26 protein-coding genes are annotated in these 26,433 nt (G+C 68.2%); 10 read left to right on the plus strand and 16 right to left on the minus strand.

What is annotated here, in order from left to right:
* Together NY1_RS44850 and NY1_RS32710 are read right to left on the minus strand one after the other, a co-directional pair.
* Positions 1-66 (minus strand): hypothetical protein (locus NY1_RS44850; RefSeq protein WP_233434591.1); only part of this gene is annotated, 66 nt, incomplete at its 3' end.
* Positions 67-151: 85 nt separating this feature from the next.
* Positions 152-613: an SgcJ/EcaC family oxidoreductase gene (locus NY1_RS32710; RefSeq protein ID WP_067721024.1), complete on the minus strand. Its 462-nt coding sequence runs from the start codon at positions 611-613 to the stop codon at positions 152-154.
* Positions 614-713: 100 nt separating this feature from the next.
* Between NY1_RS32710 and NY1_RS32715 the strand changes: the two genes are divergently transcribed.
* Both NY1_RS32715 and NY1_RS32720 read left to right on the plus strand, forming a co-directional pair.
* Positions 714-1,178, plus strand: a complete 465-nt coding sequence (locus tag NY1_RS32715) for a MarR family winged helix-turn-helix transcriptional regulator (protein WP_067721025.1) — start codon at positions 714-716, stop codon at positions 1,176-1,178.
* 31 nt (positions 1,179-1,209) lie between these two features.
* Positions 1,210-1,623, plus strand: coding sequence for a secondary thiamine-phosphate synthase enzyme YjbQ (locus NY1_RS32720; RefSeq protein WP_067721026.1), 414 nt, complete (start codon positions 1,210-1,212; stop codon positions 1,621-1,623).
* A gap of 3 nt (positions 1,624-1,626) precedes the next feature.
* On the opposite strand, the gene NY1_RS45225 is transcribed toward NY1_RS32720, so the two are convergent.
* Both NY1_RS45225 and NY1_RS32725 read right to left on the minus strand, forming a co-directional pair.
* Positions 1,627-1,758, minus strand: a complete 132-nt coding sequence (locus NY1_RS45225; RefSeq protein ID WP_267888474.1) for a hypothetical protein — start codon at positions 1,756-1,758, stop codon at positions 1,627-1,629.
* A 45-nt stretch (positions 1,759-1,803) separates the two neighbouring features.
* Positions 1,804-2,382 (minus strand): dihydrofolate reductase family protein, encoded by a 579-nt coding sequence (locus NY1_RS32725; protein WP_067721027.1) that lies wholly within the window; start codon positions 2,380-2,382, stop codon positions 1,804-1,806.
* Between the two features lie 82 nt (positions 2,383-2,464).
* Between NY1_RS32725 and NY1_RS32730 the strand changes: the two genes are divergently transcribed.
* The 4 genes from NY1_RS32730 to NY1_RS32745 all read left to right on the plus strand — a co-directional run bounded on the left by NY1_RS32730 (position 2,465) and on the right by NY1_RS32745 (position 5,227).
* Positions 2,465-3,055: a TetR/AcrR family transcriptional regulator gene (locus NY1_RS32730; RefSeq protein ID WP_067721028.1), complete on the plus strand. Its 591-nt coding sequence runs from the start codon at positions 2,465-2,467 to the stop codon at positions 3,053-3,055.
* Positions 3,056-3,086: 31 nt separating this feature from the next.
* Complete coding sequence (locus NY1_RS32735; protein ID WP_067721029.1) at positions 3,087-3,272, plus strand: DUF1918 domain-containing protein; 186 nt, start codon at positions 3,087-3,089, stop codon at positions 3,270-3,272.
* A 98-nt stretch (positions 3,273-3,370) separates the two neighbouring features.
* Positions 3,371-3,931 carry an SRPBCC family protein gene (locus tag NY1_RS32740; RefSeq protein ID WP_084535782.1) on the plus strand — a complete coding sequence of 187 codons (561 nt, stop codon included), beginning with the start codon at positions 3,371-3,373 and terminating at the stop codon, positions 3,929-3,931.
* An 87-nt stretch (positions 3,932-4,018) separates the two neighbouring features.
* Positions 4,019-5,227, plus strand: coding sequence for a low temperature requirement protein A (locus NY1_RS32745; protein WP_067721097.1), 1,209 nt, complete (start codon positions 4,019-4,021; stop codon positions 5,225-5,227).
* A 15-nt stretch (positions 5,228-5,242) separates the two neighbouring features.
* Here the strand turns inward: NY1_RS32745 and NY1_RS32750 are convergent, their stop codons facing one another.
* Both NY1_RS32750 and NY1_RS32755 read right to left on the minus strand, forming a co-directional pair.
* On the minus strand, positions 5,243-6,034 hold the full coding sequence (locus NY1_RS32750; RefSeq protein ID WP_067721031.1) for a hypothetical protein: 792 nt from the start codon (positions 6,032-6,034) through the stop codon (positions 5,243-5,245).
* A gap of 161 nt (positions 6,035-6,195) precedes the next feature.
* Entirely contained in the window at positions 6,196-7,821 is a 1,626-nt protein-coding gene (locus NY1_RS32755; protein ID WP_067721032.1) for a GMC oxidoreductase, read from the minus strand.
* Between the two features lie 269 nt (positions 7,822-8,090).
* On the opposite strand from NY1_RS32755, the gene NY1_RS32760 reads away from it, so the two are divergent.
* Complete coding sequence (locus tag NY1_RS32760) at positions 8,091-8,348, plus strand: type II toxin-antitoxin system Phd/YefM family antitoxin (protein ID WP_067721033.1); 258 nt, start codon at positions 8,091-8,093, stop codon at positions 8,346-8,348.
* Positions 8,345-8,719: a type II toxin-antitoxin system VapC family toxin gene (locus NY1_RS32765; protein ID WP_067721034.1), complete on the plus strand. Its 375-nt coding sequence runs from the start codon at positions 8,345-8,347 to the stop codon at positions 8,717-8,719. The genes NY1_RS32760 and NY1_RS32765 overlap by 4 nt, the downstream gene beginning before the upstream one ends.
* 3 nt (positions 8,720-8,722) lie before the next feature.
* Here the strand turns inward: NY1_RS32765 and NY1_RS32770 are convergent, their stop codons facing one another.
* The 5 genes from NY1_RS32770 to NY1_RS32790 all read right to left on the minus strand — a co-directional run bounded on the left by NY1_RS32770 (position 8,723) and on the right by NY1_RS32790 (position 14,384).
* Entirely contained in the window at positions 8,723-9,433 is a 711-nt protein-coding gene (locus tag NY1_RS32770) for a type 1 glutamine amidotransferase (protein WP_067721035.1), read from the minus strand.
* A 70-nt stretch (positions 9,434-9,503) separates the two neighbouring features.
* Positions 9,504-10,730, minus strand: a complete 1,227-nt coding sequence (locus NY1_RS32775; protein WP_067721036.1) for a Mur ligase family protein — start codon at positions 10,728-10,730, stop codon at positions 9,504-9,506.
* A 52-nt stretch (positions 10,731-10,782) separates the two neighbouring features.
* Positions 10,783-11,403 (minus strand): pyridoxamine 5'-phosphate oxidase family protein, encoded by a 621-nt coding sequence (locus tag NY1_RS32780; protein ID WP_067721037.1) that lies wholly within the window; start codon positions 11,401-11,403, stop codon positions 10,783-10,785.
* Positions 11,404-11,505: 102 nt separating this feature from the next.
* Positions 11,506-13,281: a hydroxysqualene dehydroxylase gene (locus NY1_RS32785; protein WP_067721038.1), complete on the minus strand. Its 1,776-nt coding sequence runs from the start codon at positions 13,279-13,281 to the stop codon at positions 11,506-11,508.
* A 113-nt stretch (positions 13,282-13,394) separates the two neighbouring features.
* The gene (locus tag NY1_RS32790) at positions 13,395-14,384 is read right to left on the minus strand and encodes an EamA family transporter (RefSeq protein ID WP_067721039.1); all 990 of its coding nucleotides are present in this window, start codon (positions 14,382-14,384) and stop codon (positions 13,395-13,397) included.
* 1,050 nt (positions 14,385-15,434) lie between these two features.
* Here NY1_RS32790 and NY1_RS32795 point away from each other — a divergent pair.
* Positions 15,435-16,343, plus strand: coding sequence for a LysR family transcriptional regulator (locus NY1_RS32795; RefSeq protein ID WP_067721040.1), 909 nt, complete (start codon positions 15,435-15,437; stop codon positions 16,341-16,343).
* Between the two features lie 272 nt (positions 16,344-16,615).
* On the plus strand, positions 16,616-17,602 hold the full coding sequence (locus NY1_RS32800) for an LLM class F420-dependent oxidoreductase (RefSeq protein ID WP_067721041.1): 987 nt from the start codon (positions 16,616-16,618) through the stop codon (positions 17,600-17,602).
* 56 nt (positions 17,603-17,658) lie between these two features.
* Here NY1_RS32800 and NY1_RS32805 read toward each other — a convergent pair whose 3' ends face one another.
* The 5 genes from NY1_RS32805 to NY1_RS32825 all read right to left on the minus strand — a co-directional run bounded on the left by NY1_RS32805 (position 17,659) and on the right by NY1_RS32825 (position 26,391).
* Positions 17,659-19,560 carry a MinD/ParA family ATP-binding protein gene (locus NY1_RS32805; protein ID WP_157762602.1) on the minus strand — a complete coding sequence of 634 codons (1,902 nt, stop codon included), beginning with the start codon at positions 19,558-19,560 and terminating at the stop codon, positions 17,659-17,661.
* A 221-nt stretch (positions 19,561-19,781) separates the two neighbouring features.
* Positions 19,782-21,578: a 2-isopropylmalate synthase gene (leuA, locus tag NY1_RS32810; protein WP_067721042.1), complete on the minus strand. Its 1,797-nt coding sequence runs from the start codon at positions 21,576-21,578 to the stop codon at positions 19,782-19,784.
* Positions 21,579-21,777: 199 nt separating this feature from the next.
* Positions 21,778-22,764 (minus strand): zinc-binding metallopeptidase family protein, encoded by a 987-nt coding sequence (locus tag NY1_RS32815; protein WP_067721043.1) that lies wholly within the window; start codon positions 22,762-22,764, stop codon positions 21,778-21,780.
* A gap of 7 nt (positions 22,765-22,771) precedes the next feature.
* Entirely contained in the window at positions 22,772-23,656 is an 885-nt protein-coding gene (locus tag NY1_RS32820; RefSeq protein ID WP_067721044.1) for a transglutaminase family protein, read from the minus strand.
* Positions 23,653-26,391, minus strand: coding sequence for a circularly permuted type 2 ATP-grasp protein (locus NY1_RS32825; protein ID WP_067721098.1), 2,739 nt, complete (start codon positions 26,389-26,391; stop codon positions 23,653-23,655). Before NY1_RS32825 ends, NY1_RS32820 begins: the two co-directional genes overlap by 4 nt.
* Positions 26,392-26,433 lie beyond the last annotated feature (42 nt).

Consider the following 26,433-nt stretch of genomic DNA (forward strand, 5'->3'; position numbering starts at 1 on the left):
GACCCTGCGGATGCGCTCGGCGGTGGCGACCGAGGATCCTCCGTACTTCTGAACGACGAGAGCCACGGCGGGAATCCTCCAAGATCGACAAACTGCTGCTACCGACCCCCAAGGTTACCGGTGCAGGTCCACCGGATTTGCGCCTACCTCCTCAGTGACTGGTCACAGTGCCGCCGCTACCCGAATCGAACTTGGCGGTAAGGGTTTCCAGTAGGTAGTGGTGCTTGGTGTTGTGGAAGACGTCGAACAGCCACTCGCCGTCCCGGCGCACCGCCACGAAGACGGTCACCTTCGTATTGAAGCGGCCCCGGCGTTTCCGGCCCTTCACCACCGCGCCGCGGCCGTGCACCACCGCCACGTCCGGGGTGAGGAAGCGCACCGAGGTGATCTCGCCATCGAGATGGGTGCCCTTCAGATATTTGGCGAAAAGCGGCGCGTGCGTGGCCTCGATGGCTGCCCGCCCGCGCGTGTGGGTGCCCATCCAGGTGACGTAGTCGGCGTCGGCGGTGAAGGCCTGGGCATAGGCGTGCGCGTCGCCATCGGCCCACGCCTGGTTGACGTGCTCGAAAAGCGCACGCACGGCGGCTTCGTCGGTGATCTGCGGTGTGGTCATGACATCCCTCCCCTGGGATTTGCCTGATCCGTTCATCTACTGAATCAGTAAATAGTTGACTCAGTAAGAGATTGCGCGGCGCAGACTAAACTGTCAAGCGATGACGAAGAAACACGACCAGCTGGGCCGGGCGCTGACGCTCGCCGCCCAGCGCAGCGCCACCGACTCGGTGATGGTGCACCAGGCCGTCGCCGACCGGCTCGGCCTGCACGTCACCGACCTGCGCTGCCTGAACCTGCTGCGCCTGGACGGCCCCGCCACCGCCGGCGAGCTCGCCCAGCGCACCGGCCTCACCACCGGCGCCGTCACCCGCATGATCGATCGCCTGCTGAAAGCCGGTTACGTGCGCCGCGAGCACGACGCCGGCGACCGCCGGCGCGTCATCGTCAGCGTCAGCGAGGAGCGGGTGAACGACATCGCCCCGCACTACGAGATCCTGGCCCGCGAATTCGGCAAGGTGATGGGCGATTACACCGTCGAACAGATGGAAGTCCTACTGGACGTCTTCCACCGCCTGCACGAAACCTCCGTCCGCGTCACCGCCCTGCTCCGCGAAACCCCTTGACACCCAACGATCGCCCGCCCGGGAGGCCCCGATGCGAAGCACACTGATCGATATCACCACCGGCCGCCGCGAGGTGGTCCACGACCTCACGCCCCGCTGCGCCGAGTTCCTCGACGCGGTAGCCGACGGAAACGACGGATTGCTCCACGTCTTCGTACCGCACGCCACAGCCGGTATCGCGATCATGGAATTGGGCGCACACAGCGACGAGGACCTACTGGCGGCCCTGCGCGATCTACTCCCACCCGACGACCGCTGGCGGCACGCCCACGGATCCCGCGGCCACGGCCGATCACACGTGATGCCCGCCCTCATCCCGCCGTACGCAACGGTCCCGGTACTGGGCGGCCGAATGACCTTGGGCACCTGGCAGTCCGTGGCCTTCGTCGATCTCAACGTCGACAATCCGGACCGTCAGGTGCGGCTTTCCTTCCTCGCCGGCTAGCGGTTACCGCGCCCCGCGGCGCACGTGCTGCCGGGTCCACGCGCCCTTGTTCATCGCTGCGCGCGGGTGCACCGGCTGATCGGGAAAGCGCCGCCGCGAGGTGGGGGCCGGGTTCTGGTTCTTGGTGTTTCGCATATCTATACCGCCTTTGTTCGTTGGTGGGTCAGGTCGAGCCGGGAGTCAGGGGCGGGTGAACCAGCTGACTTGGGTGCCGTTGGCGAAGTTCTTGCGGGCGGTGAGGGTGAATTGCTTCGGGTCGTAGTTGCCGGAGAGGGCTTTGGCGCCGGCGCCGAGGACGACGGGGTAGCTCTTGATGATCAAGTCGTCGATCTCGTCGAGGAGGGTTGCCGCGAGCTGGCCGCCGCCGGCGAGCCAGATGTCTTTGCCCTCTTCTTTTTTCAGGCGCTGGACCAGGGAGACCGGATCGCCGGTGACGAGTTCGACGCCGGGGGCGTCGATGGCGCCGAGCGTGGTCGAGACGATGTATTGGGTCTTCATGTGCGGGTACGGGCTGTCGATGCCGATCAGTTGTCCCGGTTCGTAGGTGTTGCGGCCCATGACCAGGGTGTCGAAATGGACGGGGGCGGTGCCGGGCGCGATGCCGAAGTGCGGCCAGACGTGGGCCGGCAGGGTCTCGGGGTATTCGGCGGCGAGCCAGGCCAGGAACTCGGGGGACAGATCGAAGGCGCTGATGTCGTGGTTCGGGCCGGCGATGTAGCCGTCGAGCGACATTCCGACGAAGTAGGTGAGCTTTCGCATTCTCGTACCGCCTCAGCTGTTGTACTCTGCCTGTAGTGCTTTGAACAAGGACGAATGTAGTACTACGGATGGAGTGGTGTCAATGGCCAGAACGAACCCGGAGCGCCGGCAGGCGCTGCTGGACGCATCGATCGAGGTCCTGGCGCGGGAAGGGGCTCGCGGCTTGACCTTTCGCGCGGTAGACAAGGAGGCGGCGGTGCCCGCGGGGACGGCCTCCAACTACTTCGCGAACCGGGACGAGCTGCTCGTGCAGACGGGGCATCGGTATTACGAGCGGCTGATCCCGAGCGACGAGACCATGGACAAACTGAACGGTCCGCGCACCCGGGAAACCATCGTCGAATTGATGACCGAGATCGTCGAGCGCATCACCAGCTTCCGCACCGGCTATCTCGCGGTTCTCGAACTGCGACTGGAGGCCACCCGGCGGCCGGAATTGCAAGCCTTGTTGACCGAACGCGTGCAAGCCGATCTCGACTTCAATATCCGCAATCATCTGGAGTCCGGCCTGCCCGGCGACGCCGACACCGTGGTCCTGCTCTACCTGGCCTTGAACTGGCTGATCCTCGAACGGCTCACGCTGCCAGGGATTTTCACGGCGGAGCGGACCGCAGAGCTGGTGCGGGTGGCGGTGGATCGGGCGGTCGGAAGCGGGGTCGACGCACCCTTGTGACACACATCACGATCGGCGAATAATTCGAATCATGCGAGCGAATGTCGGTGACCGGCTTGTCGTGCACGGCCGGAATGTCGGACTGCCCGATCACACCGCGGAGATCGTGGAAGTCCGTGGCGCGCACGGTGAACCGCCGTATGTGGTGCGGTTCGCCGACGGGCGCGAGAGTCTGGTCTTCCCGGGACCCGACGCGGTCGTCCTACCCACGCGCTGACGTTTCCAAACCTACTGGTCCGGAAGCTGCGAACCAGACGTAGTTGACTCTCAGAGCGACGCTGGTCACAATCGGCAGCCAAGGCTGGAGGGTTGGTAATGCGTACTAAAACAGACCACAGGTTCGTCATCGACGTCGAACCCGATCAGGTGATGGACGCTTTGCTCATGGTCGAGCAGCTGCCGGACTGGTCCCCCTCCCATCAGGATGCGCGCGTCGCGACCAGGGACAATCGTGGTCGCCCCAAGCGGGTGTACGTCACCGCGACCCCCATGGGCCGCCCCGACCGCCAGGTCGTCGAGTACCAGTGCACCGAGGAACGCGTCTCCTGGACCGTCACCGAATCCTCCGCCGGCGCCGGCGGCAAGGGCTTCTTCGAGATCAGCGAGCACCCCGACGGCGGCACCGAGGTCTGGTACCACGCCGAGATCTACCTGCCGATTCCCGCGCCCGGCATGCTGCTCAAGCGCACCGCCAAGCGCGAGGGCGAAGCCGTGGTGGAGAACTTCATCGCCTTCGTCGAGGACCTCACCGGCATCGAACGCCTGCCCGAGGCGGACGAGCTGGCCTATCCCGAAGCGGTCGCCTACGAGCAGCAGGGCTTCTCGCGGCAGCGCCCGTACACCGGCAATTTCGAACCCGGCTTCGGCACCGCCTAACCCTGCCGACCGCTCGGTCTGACGCCGAGCGCGAACACGGCACGCGGGCACTGCCTTTCGCCGCCCGAACCGGGCAGTATGTCCAGCATGCCCGGAGCTAAGCGACGATCCCGAGTCGTATCGGTCACCGAGGACGCCTCGGTGACCCAATTGGAGCTGTTCTTCGACCTGGTGGTGGTCTTCGCCTTCACCATGGTCACCGACCTCGCCGCACACGAGACCACCGCGGCGAACATGCTGCGCGCGCTGCTCATCCTGATGCTGCTGTGGTGGGGCTGGATCGCCTACTCGTGGCTCGGCAATGTCATCAAGGCCGACGAGGGGATAGCGCGGCTGGCCATATTCGTGGCCATGGGCGCGACCTTCATCATCGCGCTCACCATTCCCGAGGCCTTCCACGACCTGCCGGGCGGCTGGTACGCACCGCTGGTCTTCGTCATCGCCTACCTGGTGCTGCGGTTCATCCACCTGGCCACGTTCTGGCTGGCCAGCGCCAATGACGCGCAGCTGCGCGGGCAGGTGATCCGCTGGGCGGCAGGCTCGCTCACCATCTCCGCGGTGCTGCTGCTCGCCGGTGCGCTGACCGACGGCGGCTGGCAGATCGGGCTGTGGGCGGCCGCGCTGGGCGGCGACATGCTGTGGACCATGTTCGCGGGCAACGAATGGCGGTTGAACTCGGCCAAGCACTTCGCCGAACGGTACGGGCTGATCGTCATCATCGCGCTGGGCGAATCCATCGTGTCCATCGGCATCGGGGTGTCGGGGCTGCCCATCGACTGGCCCATCGCGGTGGGATCGATGCTGGGGCTGGCCATCTCGGGCCTGCTGTGGTGGGCGTACTTCGACGTCGCGTCGATCAATGTCGAGCACGCCCTGCAGCACGCGCACGGGGAACGCCGCATCCAGATCGCGCGAAACTGCTACACCTACTGGCATTTTCCGATGATCGCGGGCGTCATCGCACTGTCGCTGGGGCTCAAGAAGGTGCTCAACTACGTCGGCGACGAATCGCATCACACGCTGTCCGACGCGCTCTACGGGATCCCGCTCTACGCGCTCTACGGCGGCGTGGTGGCGTACCTGCTCGCGCTGGTCGGGTTCAAGCACTACGCGACCGGCAACCTCAGCGTGCAGCGGATCATCGCCGCGGTGGTGCTGCTGGCGCTCATCCCGATCGCCACGGCGCTGCCCGCACTCGCCTCGCTGGGCGCGCTGGCCGCCGTGCTCACCGCCCTGATCGTCTGGGAGACGGTCTCGCTCGCCGAACCGCGGGAAACCATCCGGCACGGGCACTGAGGGCCGTTCGCGGGGTCACACCGCGCGCGGGGGCCGGTGATCGATGGATTCCGGCACCCGCGTGCCCGACTGCACCGCCTCGCGCATCTGATTCACGTTCTCGCGCAGCACATCCGCCACCAGTTCGTCGGTGCGCGGATCCGCGAGGACCTGGAACACCATGCGGAAACTGGCATCGGCGATGCCGCGGATGATGTCCTCGTGGAAGGGCAGGTAGCGGACCCGGCCCAGGGCGGGGTCCTGGCGGATCAGCTCCAGCATCATCTGGTCGAGTTCGGAGCGATTCTCCTCCAGGGCATTCGCGATATTCCGGGTGTAATGGCCGGTGCGCAACACCTCGGCGACCTCGTCCAGCACCGCCATGGTTACCGGCCGCCGGACCGCATCGACGATCACCCCGACCGAGCGATTCACCACCGCCGCCGTCACCCGGTCGCCGAACGCGCGATCGGCCACCCGGCCCACCCGCACCGCGATCACCACGATCCGCAGCAGCCGGAACCCGCGGAAGAACGGGCTGGTCACCGGGATCATGCCCAGTACCTCGTACCAGTAGACGAACGGGAAGGTCCAGCTCCAGCCGGCCCGCCGCCAGCGCAGCCCGAACTCCACCGCGAAGATCGCGCAGATGCTGTAGTCGATCGCCCGGATGACGTTGTAGGTGTGGCCCGACACCGGGAAGAAGGTCACCCAGACCACCAGCACCACCGAGACGACCGCCAGCCCGAGCATGGCGAAGTCCGTCCACAGCGCGGGCGGCTTGCGCGGGAACTCGTCGTCGGCGTCCGGCTCGCTGGTCACGGTCATCCTCGACCCCTTCCACAGTCACAGATTCGCCAGAGTAGTAGCCCAGGCTTAACCGCGGATGTGGCATTTTCGAGGTATTCCGCGTCGCGGTTTCACCCGATGCGCAGTATCACCCCTGCGGAATTTCCACAGGGGTAATACACAGTGTGCTGGGGATGAACTCAACGACCTGCGCGAATAATGGCTTCGATATTGCGTTCCGCGATGGCCGTGATGGTCAGCGACGGGTTCACGGTGGCCGTGCTGCCCGGAATTCCGGCGCCGTCCATGACATACAAGCCGGGGTGGCCGTGCACGCGGCCGTAGCCGTCGGTGGCCCGGCCCAGCACCGCGCCGCCGAGCGGGTGCGCGGTGAAGAAGCCCTGCGCGTCATAGCCGATGGGCGTGTAGTCCACCGAAGACCCGCCGCGCGAGGCGATCCGCTGATCCACCGAGCGCGCGGCCGCCAGCACCTGATCCTGGGCGGCCCGGTTCCAGGACAGGCCGACCGAATTGGTGGCGCGGTTGTAGCCGAAGCGGGCGCGGGTCGGATCCAGCACCATGCCGAGCGAGGCGATGGCCGCCATATCCACGGGAATGCCCGGGACATACCAGCTTTCGAGGGTGAGCGGTACGCCGGAATCGTCGAAGATGCGGCTGGCGCTGGGCACGCCGCCGCCGGTGCTGGTCAAGCCGGTGGCGCCGCGGGCCAGCACCACATCGCCATTGGTGCCCCAACCGTCGCCGACGTGCTCGTTGAGATTGCGCAGCGCGCCGGTGGCCTGGGCGCGCACCAGCAGCTCCGAGGTGCCGACCGAGCCGGCGCCGAGGAAGAGCTTGTCGCAGGTGAGGGTGCGGGTGGCGAGGATCTGCCCGGCGGGCGTCAGCTTGCTCACGGTGACGACGTATTTCGCGCCGTCCTGGGCGATGCTGTCCACCCGGTGGCCCGGATAGATGACGGTATTGCCGGTGGCTTCGGCGTAGCGCAGATAGTTCTGGTTGAGGTCGAACTTGGCGCCGTTGGAATTGCCGAGATTGCTGCGCGAGGCGGTGGCCGAGGCGCGCGAGGTGCCGGCCAGTTCGGCGCGGATCACATCCCAGTTGAAGATCGAATCGTTGGCCTGCGGTTCGTATCCCGCGGCGCGCACCTGCTGATCCCAGATCCGCGAATGCGCGAACGGGGCCGAGTTGTAGATGTCGCCGGGCATCGGGCTCAGCCGCAGCATGTCCCGGACCCGCGGGTAGTAGACGGCGTCCAGTTCGCCGTAGCCGACGACGCCGCCGAACACCGCGTCGAACAGGTGCTTGGGCGGGGCCACCATCGCCCCGGTGAAGATGACCGACCCGCCGCCGACCGCGGCCGCCCGCCACACATCGATGCCCGGGAACTCCGTAACGTCAAGTACGCCACCGAAACTCGCGAACGGCATGGTCACCTTGGTGACGCCGGTGAAGTTGGTGCGATGCCAGAACCCGCGCCCGTCGGGCAGGTCGTCCCCGGTGAAGATCTCCCGGTTCGGATCGTTCGGCCAGCGTGACCCGCGCTCCAGCACGGTCGTCCGCACCCCGGCCTCACCGAGCCGCAAGGCGGTGACCGCGGCCCCGAACCCGGAGCCGATCACGATCGCCTCGGTGTGCTCCGGCGGATCCGCCAGCGGCGCAAAGATTTCCGGCACCCACGACTGGAACAGCGCGTTCCACAACACGTCCGCCGACGCCGTCCCGGCCCCGCGCAGCGCGGTACCCGATCCGGCGCCCGCCAACAGAGCCGCAATACCGGCAGCCTTCAACACGGCGCGCCTGCGCAACAGGCCACCTCCCTCATCACGTATGGCCGCGCGCGAGCCTAGCGGTCCGCAGCGCCCCCAACAACACCTACGTCGCGCCCCGGTTCCGGTTGGTGAATGATCACAGGACCGATCGACCAAAGGGGGAGGAAATGGACGAAAGCGGCACGACGCCGAAAGCACCGGACCTCCGATTGCGTCGGTGTGCACCTCCCCTCGACACCTTCGTCCATGCCGAATCCTGACAACGATCGATGGGGGTGAACTAACCTCTTAGCTAAGGAGGCGAAATGTCGAGCAACGCGGCGGAGCAGTTCAACATTCATGACGCCAAGACCCATCTCTCCCGAATCATCGAACGGGTAGAGCACGGCGAGGAGATCGTGATCAGCCGGGCCGGTCATCCCGTCGCCAAGGTCGTCCCGCTGGTGAGACGCGTCAACCGCACGGGGCGGGGGTCCCTACGTGGCCGATTCACCCTGCCTGTCGAATGGGATTCCGACGAAACGAACGCGGCCATCGCCGAAGACTTCGGGATGCAACCATGAGCCTGTTGCTCGACACCCATGTGGTGTTGTGGTGGCTCCTGGACGACCCGGAGCTGTCCGCAAGCCTGAAAGACCGGCTCGACCATGATCCCGATGTATTCGTCAGCTCGGCAACGGTGTGGGAGATCGCGATCAAACAAGCGCTCGGCAAGCTCCCCGGACCGCCGGATCTGCCCGAGCTGGTGCGCGACAGCGGCTTCGTACCGCTACCGATCGATCATTCACATGTGATCGTGGCCGGCCGACTGCCGCTCATCCATCGAGATCCGTTCGACCGCGTGCTCGTCGCCCAGGCACAGTGCGAGGATCTCACGCTCGTGACGCGAGATCCGCTCTGCCAGAAGTACGAGGTAGCAACGCTGTCGGCCTGAGGGTCAGGCGCGGAGGCGTTCGCGGCGGAGCTGGTCTACCTCCGGGAGGTTCAGGGGGGCAAGGGAATCCACGCCGAGGGCGCGGGACAGCAGGAGGTCGGCGAGTTCAGGGTTGCGGGCCAGGGCGGGGCCGTGCATGTAGGTGCCGATCACGGAGCCTTGGACAACGCCCTCGAGGTTGTCGCCTACGCCGTTGCCGACGCCCTTGGTGACGCGGGCCAGGCCGGTGGCCTCGCCGCCGAGTTTGGTTCCGCCGCGGTGGTTTTCGAAGCCGGTGAGGGGCTGGGTGAGGCCGGGGATGATGGGCTGGGTGGCGACCTCGCCGATGGCGCGCTTGTCCTGGGGGGAGGTGGTGACGTCGATGAGGCCGACGCCGTCCACGCGCTCGCCGGACGAGGTTTCGTACCAGTGGCCGAGGACCTGGATGGCGGCGCAGATGGCGAGGACGGGGGCGCCGCGGCCGGCGGCCTCCTGCATGCCCGGATAGCGCTGCAGGTGGCGGGTGGCCAGGCGCTGGGCCGAGTCCTCGGCGCCGCCGAGCGTGTAGATGTCGAGAGCGGCGGGGACCTCGTCCTGCAGCGTGATCTCGACGATTTCGGCGTCGTAGCCGCGCATGCGGGCGCGCTGGCGCAGCACCAGGGCATTGCCGCCGTCGCCGTAGGTGCCCATCACGTCGGGCAGCACCAGACCGATGCGGAGGGTGGATTCGCTCATGCTGTTTCCTTCTTCGCCTGAATGGAGCCCTGCGTGGTTACACTCCGCTGCCGCCTCCGGGCTTGACCATTCATGCGCCGGCCTTCTCTTCCAGGTCGCGGTTCAGGTCGCGGAAGGCGGTGTAGTTGGCGAGCACCTCGACCTGGCCCGGCGGGCAGGAAGCGATGGCGCGCAACGGATCCGCGACCGTGGTGTGCTCGACGCCGGCATAGGTGAGGCGCACGGCGAGATCGGTGGCGCGCTCCCCGGCGGCCACCACCTGGGTGCCTTCGAAGTGCTCGAAGCGCACGTCCCACAGCCAGGACAGATCCTCGCCGTCGGGCACCTGGCCGTTGACCGCGATCACCAAACCCTTTGCGGCGGGGTCGATCATGGACAGCGCTTCCTGCCAGCCGGCCGGGTTCTTGGCCAGCAGCAGGCGCGCGGTGTGACCGTTCACCTCGACGGTGCGGTAGCGGCCCGCGATCTCGCGCACCGTGGCCGCGGCCCGGGTCGCGGCTTCGGGCTTCGCACCCAACGCGACCGCGGCGGCGACCGCCTGCGCGGCGTTACCGCGATTGGCGCGCCCCGGAAGGGCAAGGGCCAGCGGCAGTTCCAGGCCGTCCGGACCGTAGAGCGTGTGCTCGTCCACCCGCCACTGCGGTTCGGGCCGCTTGAAATCCGCCCCGGTGCTGTACCAGTGCTCGCCCTCCCACAGGATCGGCTCGCCACTGCGCGGGCAGCTGGCGGAGTCCACCGCCCAGCCGCTGCCCGCCGCCACCCACACCACATTCGGATGGTCGTAGGCGATCGAGGTGATCAGCACGTCATCGCAATTGGCGATCAGCACCGCATCCGGATGCCGCGCCATCCCCGCCCGCAGCCGGCGCTCGATCATATTGATCTCGCCCACCCGGTCCAGCTGATCGCGAGACAGGTTGAGCAGCACCACCGCGGCCGGATTCAGCGCATCCGCCACATGCGGCAGATGCAGCTCGTCCACCTCGATGGCCGCCAGCCGCGCGGTCCGGTTCGCGGTGAGCGCGGACACGATGCCGGCATCCATGTTCGCGCCGTCGGCCTGCGTCGCCACATCGCCCAGCGTCTGCAGCGCGGCCGTGGTCATCCGCGTGGTGGTGGACTTCCCATTGGTGCCGGTGATCAGCACCGTGCGCCGCCCGCGTCCCAGCTGGGTCATCAGCGTCGGGTCGATCTTCAGGGCGATCAGCCCGCCGATCATCGATCCGTTACCGCGCCCGGCCTTCCGCGACGCCCACGAAGCGGCCTTCGCCGCCCCCAACGCCAGCTTTCCGCGCATCGAAGTCTCTGCCACGCCGCGAGTTTATTGGGATGCGCCGCGTGACGTGCATCTAGGTGTTGTACAGCTTGTTCTGGTAGATCTCGCCGTAGTACTCCTCGAGCTGCTCGACGGTTTCCGGGGTGTTCGGCTGTAGCTCCTTCACCAACCGGGCCTGGGTGGGCAGATCCGGCTCCTGCCACTCCTCCGGCTTCCAGAGGTTGCTGCGCAGGAAGGCCTTCGCGCAGTGGAAGAAGATCTGCTCGATCTCCACCTCGATGGCCAGGATGGGGCGATGGCCCTTGACGACCATGTCGTCGAAATACGGTGCGTCGCGGACCAGTTTGGCGCGGCCGTTGACGCGGAGGGTTTCGCCGCGGGTGGGAATGAGGAAGAGCACGCCGACGCGCGGATTGCTCAGGATATTTAGGTAGCCGTCGGCGCGGCGGTTGCCGGGACGCTCGGGGATCGCGATGGTCTTGTCGTCCAGGACCTGGACGAAGCCGGCGGGGTCGCCCTTGGGCGAGGCGTCGCAGTTGCCCTCGGCATCGCTGGTGGCGAGAACGATGAACGGGGAGTTGGCGATCCAGTCGCGGTCGCGCGGATGCAGCGCGATCCGTTCCTTGGCCACGGCACGCGGCATGGGCGTACCGAGGAGTTCACGTAATTCCGCCGGATCGGTGATCTCGCTCATGCCTTCGATTCAACGCGCGCACCCGGCGGGGACGCCAGTGAATTGTGCGGAATCCCGCACCTTCGCGCACCCCGCCCCGGCGCGCCGCGACACACCGCCGAATTACAGCGGCACGTCGAACATGTTCGGCTGCCCCGCAGCCTGCCGCGCGATGTCCAGCTGCCGGAACGGTTCCAGCTCCGTCGCCCGGTACAGCGTGAACGTCTTGCACCGCGCCGCATTGGATCCCGCCACCTCGAGCAGCGCGTTCACCGCGGTCCGCGCCGCCTCCGACGCACCCTCCATGGTGGCCAGGTCCACATTGGTGCGCACGTAATCGCCGGACAGGAAAAGGTTTTCGATGCCGGCGGTATGCGATTCCGGTCGCAGCGCCCACGAACCCGCGGTATTGATCAGCAGCGGATCGGCATTGGTATTGCGCTTGTTCGCCGCGTCCCAGCCGATTCCGGTGTCCAGGAACCAGGAATGCAGATCCTCGTCGCGCAGCAGGTCGGCCTTGTCGTTGAGGTGCGCGCGCAATTGCGCCCAGACTTCGCGCGCGATCTCCTCGTGCGTGCATTCCTTGGCGGTCTTGCCGTACAGGATGCCGGGGGTGTTCCAGTCCGAGATGTCCACCGACAGGCAGTCCTTGACGGTGCCGTCGCCGAAACCGCTGAGCGGGGTGCGATTCCAGAACTGGTTCTGCGAGATGGAGGTCAGCGACCACGGCGAATCCACGTACGCCGCATGGCCGCGCGCGATATTGCTGGAGTCCTTCAGGAAGAACTGGATGCCGGTCATCCAATCCACCACCAGCTGGCTCATGCCCGCCAATTCCGGTCGCAATTCCAGGATTTCGGGCGTCCACCAGCGGCGTGCGACCTCGACCGGGACCGCGGTCACGAAGTAGTCGGCCTCGACGGTGCGCGCCGCGCCGGACGCGTCGGTGATGCGGGCGGCGGTGATCCGGCGCTCGGCCAGCTCCAGCCCCTGTACTTCCGCGCTCACGAATTTCACGCCGAGGTCGCGTAGTCGGGCGGTCCACGGATTGATCCACGCCTCGTTGGTGGAGCCGTTCAGCAAGCGGTCCAGGGCGCCGTCGTTCCCGATTTCCAGCGGATTGCCCAGGAACTGCTCGCCCATATTGCCGATGGTGCGGGTGCTGGCCAGATCGTCCTTGGCGGCCACCAGCAGCGTGGTCAGCGTGCGCGAGAGCAGCATGCGGAATTCGGTGGAGCGGCGGCCCGCGCCGACATAGTCGCGCCAGGACATATTGTCCCACTGGCCGTATCGGCGAGCATCGCAGCTGGTGTTGAAGACCAGCAGGCGATTGGCGAAGTACAGGGCGTCGTCCTGCGGCATCTTGGCCGAGGTCGAAATGGCGGAGCTGACGGTTTCCCGGAAATCGTCGGGGGTCGACCAGGGGCGGCCGGCGCGGCCCATCGGAATGATGGTGTCGTCGGCATCGCGGCGGGAGAAACGCGCTTCCGAAGCGGCGACCAGGTTGTCCCACACGCCATTGGCATTGCCCGCGAACGGGATTCGCCGCATGGTGTCCGGAATGTGGCGGTAGAAGCCGGGGAAGAAACGGAAGCCGTGCTCGCCCCACAGATCCGGGCGGCCGTCCTTGCCGGTGCCCGGGACCGGAATGCTGCGGGCCTTGCCGCCGAGGGCCCGCCGTTCGTAGACGGTCACCTCGAAGCCGCGTTCGGCCAGTTCGTGGGCGGCGGTGAGGCCCGCGACGCCGCCGCCGAGCACCGCGACCCGGCGTCCGGGTTCGGCGTGGGCGGGCGTGGGTCGCAAGGTCCCGGCCGCCAGAGTCCCCGCTGCCACCGCTCCGGCCGCGACCGTGCCACGCAGCATTGCCCGCCGCGTGACGGACATACGCTGTCCTGCCATTTCCCTACCTCCCACGCCGGTTGGAATCCTAGGCAGCGATAACCAGGCGCGGGTCTATTGGGGGTGCGAATTTGTGAACCGGCCGACGGATTCGGCGGCCGATTCACGACCGCTCAGTTGGCGGTTGCGAGGCGGGTGCCGGTGCGCGCGGCGATCTCCGCCGGTTCCGGCTCGGCTGCCAGGGCCGGCGCATCCGGGTCGATGGGCACCGGTGCGACGGCCGGACGCCGCCCCGCGGAGGTGGCCGTGAACGCGCCCGCGATGACAATCACCGCGCCTACCAGCGACAACGGCGACGGGTTCTCGTGCAGGAAGGCCCACGAGGCGGCGATCCCGACCACCGGCACCAGCAGCGACAGCGGGGCGACCGTGCCCGCCGGATAGCGGCTCATCAGGTAAGTCCACAGTCCCGAACCGGCGATGGTGCCCAATAGCGCGATGTATGCCAACGCTGCGAAGGCGGGCCAGCCCGACGCGGTGAAGGAATCGGCGAGATCGCGCCAGCCGGTGGTGGGCCCCTCGGTCAGCGCGGACAGCGCGAACATCGGCAGCGGCGGGATCACCGCCATCCACAGGGTCAGGTGCAGCGGGTTCACCCCCTCGGAATCGGCTGCCGCCAACCGCGATCCGATATTGCCGAACGCCCAGCCCAGCCCGCCGGCCAGGGTCAGCACCAGCGGCAGCAGCGAAGCGTGCTGCGCCCGATCCCATCCGATGATCACCATTCCCGCCAAAGCGACCGCCAACCCAGCCAATTGCACCGCCCGCAGCTTCTCCCGCAGGAACACCGCCCCCAGCAGCACGGTGAACGGCGCCGACGACTGCAACACCAGCGACGACAGCCCGGTCGGCATCCCGGCCCGCATGGCCGAGAACAGGAAGGCGAACTGCAGAATCCCGAACCCGGTCCCATACAGCAGCAGCCACCGCCACGGCACCTGCGGCCGCGGCACGAACAGCAGCACCGGCACCGCGATCACCGCGAACCGCAACCCCGCGAAGAAGAACGGCGGAAAGTGGTCGAGCCCCACCCGAATGGCCAGAAAGTTGAGCCCCCACAACAGCACCACGGCCAGCCCGAGCACCCGATCACGATTGGTCATGCAAATGATGGTGCGGACTTCGATAGGTAAGAACAATCGAATAATTCTGCACCAACGATGTAGTAAAACTTAATCATGCCCCACCCGGACTCCCCGCACGATACCGATCCCGACCGGTCCCCCGCTCCCGATCCCGCCCCCGTGCACCCCGAGTCCGCACCCCCCACCACAGACACTCCCCTCCCCCGCACCCCCCGCCCTCCCCGCCGCATCGGCACCACCCAACTCCAGCTCGACCACTCCCCGGCACCGCGACACGGTGCCGCCCCCACCGGGAACACCGACGCCACAGAAAAGCCGGTTACGCCCGCCGCACCCGGACCAGCCCCGGCGCGCGAATCCGAACCACCGAACTTCGCGGCCCCGCCGCCCGGCCGCACGCCCTCGGCCATACCAGCCCCCGCATCGTCAACGACGCCCTCCGCCGCTTCGCCGCCCAGCCCGACCGGTTTTCCGCCGATGCCGACCCCGGCATCGGTGCCGCCGCTCGAGAGCCACGCCGAACCCCTGAGAACTGCGACAGTCGGCGAACACGAGCAATCGGTGAACGCCACACTCACCCCGCCGGCAGCGCTCGCAGCGACGACACCCGGCCGCGCCTCGGTCACCCCACCCACCCCCGCGACGCCGACGCCTTCCGACAGCACAGCCGACCCGCTGCAGCATGCCGCCGGCGGCACACCGGAACGGTCCGAGCCGGCCGCACCTGATCACGCAGCCTCCGACCAGATGCCGGCAGCCCACCCTCATGCCGCGGCGGTCGCCCGGGAGACCACGGCACCCCCGCCGCCGCGTCGAATCTCAGCATCCGAGGCAGCGCGGCCAGGGTCCGATCAGACTCGCGCGGCAAAGACGACACCACCGCGCGCACGCCGGGTGAGCTCGGCAACCGCACACCGGCCCGCAGCCGAATCACCGAGCGGCGCAACCGAACCACGGCAGCCGATCAGCGGCACCATACGCACTGGGGCACCGCGCACCAGCCAAGCCTCCACCGGTCAAGCCAGCAGCGGCAGCAGCAGCGGGGAGATTCGGGTCGGCGGGCCTGCAATGTCGGTCGAAAGGTTGCGTGTTTTACGGGAATTGGCTGATCGGGGGACCGTTGCCGCGGTGGCGGAGGCGCTGTCGATGACGCCGTCGGCGGTGTCGCAGCAGTTGAAAGTGCTTGCGCGGGAAGCCGGGGTGGCGTTGCTGGAGCCGGATGGGCGGCGGGTGCGGCTTACCGATGCGGGGCGGGCGTTGGTGGTGCGGGCGGATGAAGTGCTGGCTGCGATGGATCGGGCGGCGGCGGAGATGGCGTCGTATCGGGGGTCGCCGCGGGGGCAGGTTCGGGTGGCGTTGTTTCCGTCGGGTGCGACGTTGCTGCTGCCGTATGTGCTGGCCGAATTGTCCGGCAGCGGAGTGGAAGTCGTCGCGGCGGACGAGGATGTGCCGCCGTCCGAGGTGCCGCGGCTGCTCGCGGATTACGACGTGGTGCTGACGCATCGGGACGAGCGGGCGGCGTCCATCGGCGGGGCTCGCGTCGCGTCGCGGGTGCTGATGCGCGAGCCGATCGATGTGGTTGTCGCACCGGATCATCGGCTGGCGCGCAATGGCGCGGTGGTGCCCGCCGAACTCGCGGACGAGACCTGGGTCAGTGTGCGCAGCGGCTTCCCGGTCGACGACGTGCTGCGCTCCATCGCCACCGTCACCGGTGTACAACCGCGAATCGTGCAGCGGCTCAACGAGTTCAGTGTGATCGAAGCCCTGGTCGCCTCCGGCTACGGCGTCGCCCTCATGCCCCGCTACGCCGTCCGCCACCCCGACCTGGTCGTGCTCCGCCTGGCGGGCGTCCGCGCCGCCCGCCTCTACGACCTCGCCACCCGCCCGCACGCCGAGAACCGCCCCGCCGTCGCCACCGTCATCGCGGCCTTCCAAGCCGCCGCCCGCCGAGTGACGGGCCGTGCGCCGGGAAAATAGGCCGGCGTCACTCCGTCCCGCACCGGGCGGCCAGCACGCAAGACGCCCGCGATCGCGACCCGGAGAACATGGCCGCACCGATTCCGGCCAGGAACAGCGGGGCCGATTTGCACGGCACAGCCGATCGATCGTCTTGATCCGACATCCGAATGCCCCTTGTCGCGACGGTTCCCCCGGCCGTCATGATCAGGTCGTTTGCGAATTATGCCGCGTTTTCGGCGGTGCGGCGCGGCTCTTGACTTGGAGTGCACTCCAGGTCATACCGTGGCGCTATGAGCATTCGCCTCGGATATCAGATGCCTAATTTCTCCTACGGAGTGGCGCCGGCCGACCTGTTTCCCGCGGTGGTCGCGCAGGCGCGGGAGGCCGAAGCGGCGGGGTTCGATGCCGCGTTCGTGATGGATCACTTCTATCAGCTGCCGTTGCTCGGTGCGCCGGGGGAACCGATGCTGGAGGCGTACACCGCGCTGGCCGGATTGGCCGCCTCGACCGAGCGAATTCAGCTGTCCGCCTTGGTCACCGGGAATACGTACCGGAATCCGGCGCTCACCGCGAAAACCGTGACCACGCTGGATGTGGTGAGCCGGGGCCGGGCTGTGCTCGGGATCGGCGCGGGGTGGTTCGAGCTGGAGCATCAGGCTTACGGGTTCGAATTCGGCACGTTCACCGAACGGTTCGCGCGGCTGGAAGAAGCGTTGCAGATCATTCAGCCGATGCTGCGCGGCGAGCAGCCGACGTTCGAGGGGCGCTGGTATCGGACCGAGAACGCGCTCAACGAGCCGCGCGTGCGCGATGATCTGCCGATTCTGCTGGGCGGCGGCGGGGAGAAGAAGACGTTCGCGCTGGCGGCGCGATTCGCCGACCATCTGAACATCATCTGCAACGCTTCCGAACTGCCGCGCAAGGTGGAGGCGCTGCAGGCCCGGCTGGACGAGGCGGGGCGGGCTCCGGAGACCCTGGAGACCAGCTTCCTGGCGTTCGTCATCGTGGACGAGGACGGCGACCGGGCGCGCAAGACGCAGGCGGAACTGCTGGCGCGCATGGGCGTCGAACTGTCGGGACTGTCGGCGGAGGAACTGCGGCAGACTCCGGCGGATCGCCAATTCGTCGGCACCCCGGACGAAGTCGCCGAGCAATTGCAGACCCGGGTGCTGGACCAGGGCATCGACGGCCTCATCGTCAATCTGGTCACCAACGGTCACGAGCCGGGCGTCGTCGACCTGGCCGGACGCGCCCTCGCACCGCTCGTCCGCGGCTGACTCCGCGCAGAAGAAGCCCCGCGGCCGAAACAGCCGCGGGGCGTTCGCTTTTCGTATCAGCGCGGCTGCTGCGGGAACCCGCCCTGCTGCGCCGCGTGGTACCCGAAATCGTCGGCCACCATGGCCGCCAGCTCCAGCAACGCCCGGCGGGTCGGCTTGGACACCAGCTCCAGGTCGATCTCCGCACCCTCGGCCAGATGGTCGTCGAACGGCACCACCTGCACGGCCCGGGTGCGATCCAGGAACAGCTTGCGCAGCTGATCCAGATCCACCGTGGACGATCCCTTGCGAGAAGCGTTGACCACCACCACGGTTCGCTCCACCAGCTTGTGGTAGCCGTGATGATCCAGCCAGTCCAGGGTCGCGGACGCACTGCGCGCCCCGTCGATGGCCGGGGAGGTCACCAGCACCAGCGAACTGGCCATATCGAGCACGCCGGCCATGGCCGAGTGCATGAGTCCGGTGCCGCAGTCGGTCAGGATGATGTTGTAGAACTGCTGCAGGATGCCGATGGCCTTGCGGTAGTCGGCCTCGCTGAACGCTTCCGAAACCGCCGGATCCTGTTCGCTGGCAAGCACTTCCAGTCGGCTGGGCGCCTGCGAGGTGTGGGCGCGCACATCCGAGTACCGGCTGATGTGGTTGTCCTCCAGCAGGTTTCGCACCGTGGAGCGAGTCTGCCGGGGCACGCGATGCGCGAGCGTCCCGAGGTCCGGGTTGGCGTCGATGGCGATGACGCGGTCACCGCGCAGCGAGGAGAACGTCGAGCCCAGGCCCACCGTGGTGGTGGTCTTGCCGACGCCGCCCTTCAGCGACAGGATGGCGATCCGATAGTCGCCGCGCACCGGCTGATTCACCCGATCGACCAGCTGCGAATACACCACATCGGCCGGCGATTCGCCCGGATTGATGGACCCGCCGGACATCTTGTGCACGGCCCGCCGCCAGCCACTGCGCGGCGCCCGGCGCGCCCGCTTCAGCAGGTTCAGGTCATTGACCGAATGCCCCGGCGGCGGATTCTGCCCATACCCCGGCTGCGGCCCGAATCCCGGCTGCCCCTGGTTGTTCCAGCCCGGCGGGAAGCCCGGCTGCTGCATCGGCGGCTGCGGTTGCGCGGGCGGCGGCGACCAGCTGTAGATCGGCCCGCCCGGCTGCTCCCCGGACGGCGCGAACTGGCCCTGCTGGCCCGGCGCGCCGAACTGTCCTTGCGGACCGGTGTTTTCCGGCCCACCGGGGAACTGTCCCGGCTGCCCACCGGCGGCGTCGGCGGGCTGCTCGGGAAACACCCGCCGCACCATGCCGTCACTGCCGATCTCCTGCCGGACCTCACCGTAGGGCGTATCGGTCCGGATTTCCCCGTACGACCCGCCCGGCCCCGGAAATGCGCCCGGCGCACCGGAATTCGGCGGCGGCGCGAACTGCCCCGCATCCGGCGGCGGATACGCCCCGGTCGGCGGGAACCCCGGCTGCGGCGCTCCCGGGAACGGCCCATTGGGCCCACCCGCGAACGGCCCGTCCCCCGGCCCGCCATTGAACGGCCCCGGCCCGCCGTACGGCCCGGCCTGCGGGAACGGCCCACCGGTCGGCGCGAACGGATTCGGCCCCTCGCCAGGCCCGCCCGGTCCGGCGGCGAACGGATTCGGACCCTCGCCCGGCCCATTCGGCCCGGCGGAGAAGGGATTCGGCATATCGCCCGGCCCGTACCCCGGCCCGGCGAACGGCCCCGGCTGCCCGGGCCCGGCACCGAACGGCGGCACGCCTTCACCCGGCACCTGCTCGATGGAATCCGGCACCGCGGGGAAGAACCCCGCCGGCTCCTCGGATTCCCCGGCGGCGTCCGCGGGTTCCGGTTTCACACCGCTCTCGGCCTCGTCCTGCGCCTTTGCAGCCGAAACAACATCTTCGACGTCCTCGGCCCCATCAACAGGCTTCGAGTCCGATTTCTGATCTTTCGTGGTCACGTGTCCCCCATCTGCTCGACAGCTCGAACAGAGAGCTCGGCGCTAATGCGACCCAACGCTAGCATCACCAGCTGTTCCGCCTCTCCGTAACTTCAGCGCGCAGCCGGGTGCCGTTGCCAGAAACACACGCGTGCCTGCGGTCAGGTGCCGAACCGATTTCGGTCGTCCCCGGTGAGTTACCCCGAAACTCCCGAAATCAGTCGTCACCTTGGCATGTACGACTACCGCGCCGCCCGGTTCACCGCGGAAACCACGGCGCGCAGCGAGGCGGTGGTGATGGAGGTGGCGATGCCGACGCCCCAGGTCACCTTGTCGCCGATGGCTACCTCGACGTACGAGGCAGCCTGCGCGTCGTCGCCCGCCGACATGGCGTGTTCGGAGTAGTCCAGGATGCGCACGTCGTAGCCGATGGTCGACAGCGCGTCGACGAACGCGGCCAGCGGCCCGTTGCCCTCACCGGAGATGGCCTGCTCGACGCCGTCCACCTTCACGACCGCTTCGATGTGGTCCACGCCGCCATCGGTTTCCGAGGCGGTGACCTTCTGGCGGATGCGCTCCAGCGGCCGGATCGGGGTCAGGTATTCGTCGGCGAAGACGTCCCACATCTCCTTCGGGGTGACCTCGCCGCCTTCCCCGTCGGTGATGCGCTGGATGGCCTGCGAGAACTCGATCTGCAGGCGGCGCGGCAGCACCAGGCCGTGGTCGGTCTTCATGATGTAGGCGACGCCGCCCTTGCCGGACTGCGAGTTCACCCGGATGACGGCCTCGTAGGTGCGGCCGACGTCCTTCGGGTCGATGGGCAGGTACGGGACCTCCCAGGTGATGTCGTCGACATCCGCGCCCGCCGCGTCGGCGGCGGCCTTCATGGCGTCCAGGCCCTTGTTGATGGCGTCCTGGTGCGACCCGGAGAACGCGGTGTAGACCAGATCGCCGCCGTAGGGGTGGCGCTCGGCCACGGGCAGCTGGTTGCAGTACTCGACCGTGCGGCGGATCTCGTCGATGTTCGAGAAGTCGATCTGCGGATCCACGCCCCGGGAGAACATGTTCATACCCAAGGTCACCAGGCAGACGTTGCCGGTGCGCTCGCCGTTGCCGAACAAGCAGCCCTCGATGCGGTCGGCGCCGGCCTGGTAGCCCAGTTCGGCGGCGGCCACCGCGGTGCCGCGGTCGTTGTGCGGGTGCAGCGACAGCACGATGGAGTCGCGGCGCTCCAGGTTCCGGTGCATCCACTCGATCGAGTCGGCGTACACGTTCGGCGTGGCCATCTCGACGGTCGCCGGCAGGTTGATGATCAGCGGCTTCTGCGGGGTCGGCGCGATGATCTCCGAGACCGCGTCGCACACCTCCTTGGCGTACTCCAGCTCGGTGCCCGTGTAGGACTCCGGCGAGTACTCGTAGCGCCAGTTGGTGTCCGGGTGCTGCTTCTCGATCTCCAGGCACAGCTTGGCGGCATCGGTGGCGATCTTCTTCACCGCGTCGCGCTCGGCGCGGAAGACCACGCGGCGCTGCAGGATCGAGGTGGAGTTGTAGAAGTGCACGATCACGTTCGGCGCGCCGGCGCAGGCCTCGAAGGTGCGCTCGATCAGTTCGGGCCGGCACTGCACCAGCACCTGAATGGTGACGTCGTCCGGAATCGCGCCGTCTTCGATGATCTCGCGCACGAAGTCGAAGTCGGTCTGCGAGGCGGACGGGAAGCCGACCTCGATCTCCTTGTAGCCCATGCGCACCAGCAGGTCGAACATGCGGCGCTTGCGGGCCGGGCTCATCGGGTCGATGAGCGCCTGATTGCCGTCGCGCAAATCCACGGCACACCAGGACGGCGCGCGGTCGATGATCTTGTCCGGCCAGGTGCGGTCCGGCAGCTCGATGGCCTGGACCTCTTCGGCGAAGGGCCGGTACCGGAACACCGGCATCGAGGAGTTCTTCTGCTTGTTCCAGGCCGGCTGGTCGGCGGGCGCGGGCTTGCTCGGCGCGGTGATGGTGCGCGAGCCGGATACGAAGGCATCAGCAGGTGACATGGCGATTCTCTCCGAGGGTGTGACTGGATCCCAGTAAGTGGGGTAGACCGGCACCGCAAAGCCCCGCGACGGGAGCCGGTCCGTATCAGACCCCGTCGCGGCGGCCGAGGAGAAGTGCCCGCTGCATGATGATCACGAGTTTACAGGGGGGCAATAGAAGCCCGGAAGGCAGGGAGGCGGGAGCCACAGTCCGAGTGTGTCACCCATGGGCCGCGGTCGCGCAAAGTTCGTGGATGAACCGCATTTTGTCCAGCACGGGGTCGGCCAGGACGAAAGGATACAGGTCCGGATGGCCCATCGAGCGATTCATCATATTGAGCGCCCAGGCCAGCGGCAGCCAGAGTTCGATGATGCGATCGAATCCCGCCCGGCCGGTTTGCGGGCGGTCCAGGGTGGCGCCGGCGGGGGCGAAGCCGAATGCGGCGGCGGTGTCGAGGGTGTCGCGAATGTGTAGATAGTGGGCGAAGGTCTCGGCCCAGTCCTCGGCGGAATGCATGGTGGCGTAGGACGAGACATAACGGTCTCCCCACCCGGCCGGCGCGCCTTCGGAGTAGTGCCGGTCCAAGGCCTCCTGATAGTCGGCGAAGGGGTCGCCGAACAGTTCGCGGTAGCGCGCCAGTGCCTCGTCGCCGGTGACCAGGACCGGGAAGTAGTAGTGGCCGATCTCGTGCCGGAAGTGCCCGAGCAGGGTGCGATACGGCTCGGCCATCTCGACGCGCAGTTGTTCGCGGTGCACATCGTCGCCCTCGGCCAGGTCCAGGGTGATGACGCCGTTGTGATGGCCGGTGGTGACCGGTTCGTCGCCGCTGGCCAGCAGGTCGAAGGCGAGGCCGTGTTCCGGGTCGGCGTCGCGGCCGGTGAGCGGCAGGCCGAGCTCGGTGAGCTCCAGCACCAGGCGGCGTTTGGCGGCTTCGGCTTCGGCGAAGGCGGGCAGCCATTTGTCGTCCTGATCGGCGGGCCGGGTGCGGGTGAGCGCACAGGATTCACAGAGCGCCGCCGCGGAGCCGATGGGAATGAGCCAGTTGCATTGCGCCACGAACTGATTGGCGCAATGCCGGAATTCGCCGTCCAGCACCACGATCGCGCGGTCGGCGAGCTGGAAGCCGAGCGGGCTGCCGCAGTTGAGGCAGAGGGTGTTCTCGAAATCCAATTGCTGGCCGCAGTTGGGGCAGTTGAAATCGCGCATGCTCGGGCTATACCTCGATCGGGGCGACATCCACCGAGACCGTGATGGTGGATTCCTTGGCATCGGTGTAGATGATTCCGCGCAGTGGCGGGACGTCGGCGTAGTCGCGACCCCAGGCGACGGTGACATAGCGTTCGTCGGCGAATTGGTCGTTGGTGGGATCGAATCCGAGCCAGCGGCCGTCCGCGCCGCCGTCGCCGGGAAGCCAGACCGCGGCCCAGGCGTGGGTGGCGTCCACACCGACCAGTCGCTCCTTTCCGGGTGGTGGATCGGTGGCGAGATAGCCCGAGACGTAGCGGGCCGCCAGGCCCTGCGAGCGCAGGCAGGCGATGCCGAGACGGGCGAAGTCCTGACAGACCCCGGTGCGGGCGGCGAAGACATCGGCGACGCGGGTGCTGACATTGGTGGAACCGGACTCGTAGGTGAAGTCGGTATTGATGCGCGTGGTGAGTTCGGCGACGGCGTCCGGCAGCGGGCGGCCGGGCGGGAAGGATTCGGCGGCGTAGGCGGCGACCTCGGGAATGATCTCGGGGGGATTCAGGTCCAGGGTGAATTCGACTGCGAGCGGGCCGTTTCCGATCCCCGGGCGGGCCTGCTCCCAGGGCAGGGCGGGCGGCGGCGGAGGCGGCGGTTCGACGTCGATGACGGAGACGCCGGTGACTTCCAGGCGTTCGTGTTCGGCGGTGACGTGGAAGTAGAGGGTGGTGTTGCCGTAGACATCCGAGCCCACCGACCGGTCGGATGGCACCGGGTCGACCTGCACCTCGTGGGAGAGCAGCCGCTGGCCTGGGTATTCGCGCGGGGTCAGGTAGGCGCGGCCGTAGGAGCTGGTGACGGCATCGGAGTACACGTAGACGGTGCGATGCAGCACCCGGTAGCGCCGCCCGCTCATCCGACCACCCGGGTCGTACCCCACAGCGGCTGGATCTCGCTCGGCACCGAAAGCCGGGTGGCTTCGAAGGATTCGGAGATCTTGCGCAGGCGCAGGTGCACGCCGTCGAGCAGTTCGGCCAGATCGGTGCGATGGCCGGCCGCGTCGGCGCTTTCCAGATCGGCCGGGTCGATACGGCGCAGCATGCGCTGAGCATCGGTCAACAGGCGTTGCGGGCGCGAGGATCCGGTGGCGGCGGGCAGCGCCAGGAAATCGGCCTCCAGGCGTTCGAGTTGATAGGCCAGTGAGCGCGGATTGCTCGCGTCGAACAGCAGCAGGCTCGCCAGCGCGGACACCCGCATCGAATCCCGGTGCCGCCGCCGGTAACTCACCGACGAGACGGTCGCCTGCAGTACCGCGTCGATCACCACCCGGCCCACCTCCGGCGGACGGCTCTCGGTCAGCGTGGCGGTCAGCAGCGCGGTGAGCGCCAGCGCCCGCTCCACCCGCCGCCCGATATCCATCACGTACCAACCCGTATCCCGCACCATGGTTTCCGCGTCGATTCCCTGCAGCGACAACAGCGCCGACAGCACCCGCGAATGCACCGCCGCCAGCGCCGCCCCCCGATCACCCCGCGCGGCCCGATACTCCGCCAGCGCCCGATCCGCCGACCCGAGAATCATCCAGGTGTCCGGCGACAGCTGATCCCGCACCGCCCGAGCCGATTTCGCGTACCGCTCCACCGCATAGGCCAGCGACCCCGACAATTCCCGATCCACCGACAGGGCCACCAGATAGTCGTGCTCCCGCCGCGAAGTCCCCGGCAAGGCGATGGGCACCGTCGGTTCGTCCGAGAACTCCCGCCGCCGACCCGATTCCGCCCCGCTCGCCGATGACGACTGCGTTTGCGCGGGCCCGACTTGTGAGAGTCCCTGCCTGGGGCGCGGTTTCGGGGCGGGCAGGCCGGCGCCGGTGGTGCGGGCCAGGGCGGCGATGAGGACGGGCATGGCTTCCGCGCCTTCCATCCAGGGGCGGTAGCGGTAGTCCTGGTAGCGGTCGTGGGTGGCGGCGAGCAGGCGGCAGGTGGCCTCGGCGCGTTCGCCGTAGCGGCCCAGCCAGAACAGGTCGTTGAGGACGCGGGGCGAGCTGACGACCTCGAGGGCGGGGACGCGGGCCGGGCGCAGGCGTTCCTCGTGGATCTCGACGGCGGGGACGAGCGTGGGGGTGGCGCTGACCCAGATGTCCTTGGCGGCGGCCTCGCCGATCATGCCGTCCGGACCGCCGCGCTGATGGAGCTGGCCGAGTCCGCCCGCCATGACGCGATATCCGACGCGGCCCGCGAGCGAGAACAGCCGGGTGGCGACGGGGGCGGCGGCGAGTTCTCCGGAGGCGGCGACGGCGGGGGCGACGGAGAAGCGGGCGGGTTCCTGGCCGACCCACTTCCAGCCTTCGGCGGCGATGCGGGCCTGCCATTCGGTGCGCTGGGCGCGGGTGAGCAGATGCCCGAAGACGGTGGTGTCGTCGACGGCCGAGCGCAGCACGAGACGATGCAGATTGGCGGTCAGGTGCGCGCGCTCGGTGTCGTCGCCGCCCCAATACGACTGCACGCCGGGCAGTTTCAGTTCCTCGTCGAGCAGGACGCGGGACAATCGCGGCAGGAAGGCGGCCAGCGCCGGGCTCTCCAGCAGCCCGCTGCCCAGGGTGTTGACCACGGTGACCGCCCCGCGCCGCAGCACTTCGACCAGGCCGACCACGCCGAGGCGGGAATCGGGCCGCAGATCGAGCGGGTCGGAGAATTCGGCGTCCACCCGGCGCAGCACCACGTCGACCTGCTTCAGGGTGCCGAGCGAGCGCATCCACAGGCGGCCGTCGCGCACCACCAGGTCGGCGCTCTCCACCAGCGGAAAACCCAGCACGGACGCCAAATACGCTTGGTCGAAAGCGGTTTCGGAATGCACGCCCGGGCTCAGCACCACCACGACGGGTTCCTCGTCGGCCGCGCGCGGGGCGGCTTCGATGAGCATGAGCCGCATGGCTCGCACGAACGGGGTGAGCGGGCGCGGGCTGGCGAGTTCGAAGGCTTCGGGGATGGCGGCGGAGACCACCCGGCGATCGGCGAGCGCGTAGCCGATGCCGGAGGGCGCCTGCGCCCAGTCGGCCAGCACCCGGAACCCGCCGTCGCTCCAGCGGCTGATATCGCAGGCGTGCAGGAACAACTGCTGGCGCCCGGGCAATGGGATCCCGTGCGCCGCACGCACATACCCGCGATGCGCGAACACGATCTGCGGCGGCAGCAGCCCGCGTGCGAGGGTGTGCCGGGGTCCGTACACATCGGCGAGGATGGCGTCCAGCAGCCGGGAGCGTTGCACCACACCGGCTTCCAGCCCGGTCCAGTCGGTATCGGAGACGAGCAGCGGAATCGGGTCCAGCCGCCAGGGCGCGGGCGCGGCGGTCTCCTCGGTCTCCTTGAGCTCGGTGTAGGTGATGCCGTCGTCCTCGATGAGCCGCCGCACCCGCCCGTCCAGGCGATGCAGCCCCTCGCGCCCCTGATCCAGCAGGTCCGCGGACAGGTCGGCCCACAGCGGCCGCAGCCGGCCCGCGCCGTCGGCGAGTTCGTCCCAGTAGCCGCCGGTGGGCAGCCCGCAGGCATCGATGCCGCCCGTATCGGCGGCCGCCGCACGGTATTTCGCGAATTCCGCGCGCACTTCGCCGTGCTGCGCCGGGGTGCTCCAGCGGTCCGGTTCGCCGGCCATGGCGTCACCCGGTGGCGTCGTGTCGAGCACTGTCACCGCCTA

This window comes from Nocardia yamanashiensis NBRC 100130, assembly GCF_001613325.1.
GTDB lineage: Bacteria > Actinomycetota > Actinomycetes > Mycobacteriales > Mycobacteriaceae > Nocardia > Nocardia yamanashiensis.

Bases quoted from the DNA above. Each gene is read 5' to 3' on its own strand.
- NY1_RS32710 (WP_067721024.1), bottom strand. From the start codon at position 613: ATGACCACACCGCAGATCACCGACGAAGCCGCCGTGCGTGCGCTTTTC.
- NY1_RS32715 (WP_067721025.1), top strand. From the start codon at position 714: ATGACGAAGAAACACGACCAGCTGGGCCGGGCGCTGACGCTCGCCGCC.
- NY1_RS32720 (WP_067721026.1), top strand. From the start codon at position 1,210: ATGCGAAGCACACTGATCGATATCACCACCGGCCGCCGCGAGGTGGTC.
- NY1_RS45225 (WP_267888474.1), bottom strand. From the start codon at position 1,758: ATGCGAAACACCAAGAACCAGAACCCGGCCCCCACCTCGCGGCGGCGC.
- NY1_RS32725 (WP_067721027.1), bottom strand. From the start codon at position 2,382: ATGCGAAAGCTCACCTACTTCGTCGGAATGTCGCTCGACGGCTACATC.
- NY1_RS32730 (WP_067721028.1), top strand. From the start codon at position 2,465: ATGGCCAGAACGAACCCGGAGCGCCGGCAGGCGCTGCTGGACGCATCG.
- NY1_RS32735 (WP_067721029.1), top strand. From the start codon at position 3,087: ATGCGAGCGAATGTCGGTGACCGGCTTGTCGTGCACGGCCGGAATGTC.
- NY1_RS32740 (WP_084535782.1), top strand. From the start codon at position 3,371: ATGCGTACTAAAACAGACCACAGGTTCGTCATCGACGTCGAACCCGAT.
- NY1_RS32745 (WP_067721097.1), top strand. From the start codon at position 4,019: ATGCCCGGAGCTAAGCGACGATCCCGAGTCGTATCGGTCACCGAGGAC.
- NY1_RS32750 (WP_067721031.1), bottom strand. From the start codon at position 6,034: ATGACCGTGACCAGCGAGCCGGACGCCGACGACGAGTTCCCGCGCAAG.
- NY1_RS32760 (WP_067721033.1), top strand. From the start codon at position 8,091: ATGTCGAGCAACGCGGCGGAGCAGTTCAACATTCATGACGCCAAGACC.
- NY1_RS32765 (WP_067721034.1), top strand. From the start codon at position 8,345: ATGAGCCTGTTGCTCGACACCCATGTGGTGTTGTGGTGGCTCCTGGAC.
- NY1_RS32770 (WP_067721035.1), bottom strand. From the start codon at position 9,433: ATGAGCGAATCCACCCTCCGCATCGGTCTGGTGCTGCCCGACGTGATG.
- NY1_RS32775 (WP_067721036.1), bottom strand. From the start codon at position 10,730: ATGCGCGGAAAGCTGGCGTTGGGGGCGGCGAAGGCCGCTTCGTGGGCG.
- NY1_RS32780 (WP_067721037.1), bottom strand. From the start codon at position 11,403: ATGAGCGAGATCACCGATCCGGCGGAATTACGTGAACTCCTCGGTACG.
- NY1_RS32785 (WP_067721038.1), bottom strand. From the start codon at position 13,281: ATGGCAGGACAGCGTATGTCCGTCACGCGGCGGGCAATGCTGCGTGGC.
- NY1_RS32790 (WP_067721039.1), bottom strand. From the start codon at position 14,384: ATGACCAATCGTGATCGGGTGCTCGGGCTGGCCGTGGTGCTGTTGTGG.
- NY1_RS32795 (WP_067721040.1), top strand. From the start codon at position 15,435: ATGTCGGTCGAAAGGTTGCGTGTTTTACGGGAATTGGCTGATCGGGGG.
- NY1_RS32800 (WP_067721041.1), top strand. From the start codon at position 16,616: ATGAGCATTCGCCTCGGATATCAGATGCCTAATTTCTCCTACGGAGTG.
- leuA (WP_067721042.1), bottom strand. From the start codon at position 21,578: ATGTCACCTGCTGATGCCTTCGTATCCGGCTCGCGCACCATCACCGCG.
- NY1_RS32815 (WP_067721043.1), bottom strand. From the start codon at position 22,764: ATGCGCGATTTCAACTGCCCCAACTGCGGCCAGCAATTGGATTTCGAG.
- NY1_RS32820 (WP_067721044.1), bottom strand. From the start codon at position 23,656: ATGAGCGGGCGGCGCTACCGGGTGCTGCATCGCACCGTCTACGTGTAC.
- NY1_RS32825 (WP_067721098.1), bottom strand. From the start codon at position 26,391: ATGGCCGGCGAACCGGACCGCTGGAGCACCCCGGCGCAGCACGGCGAA.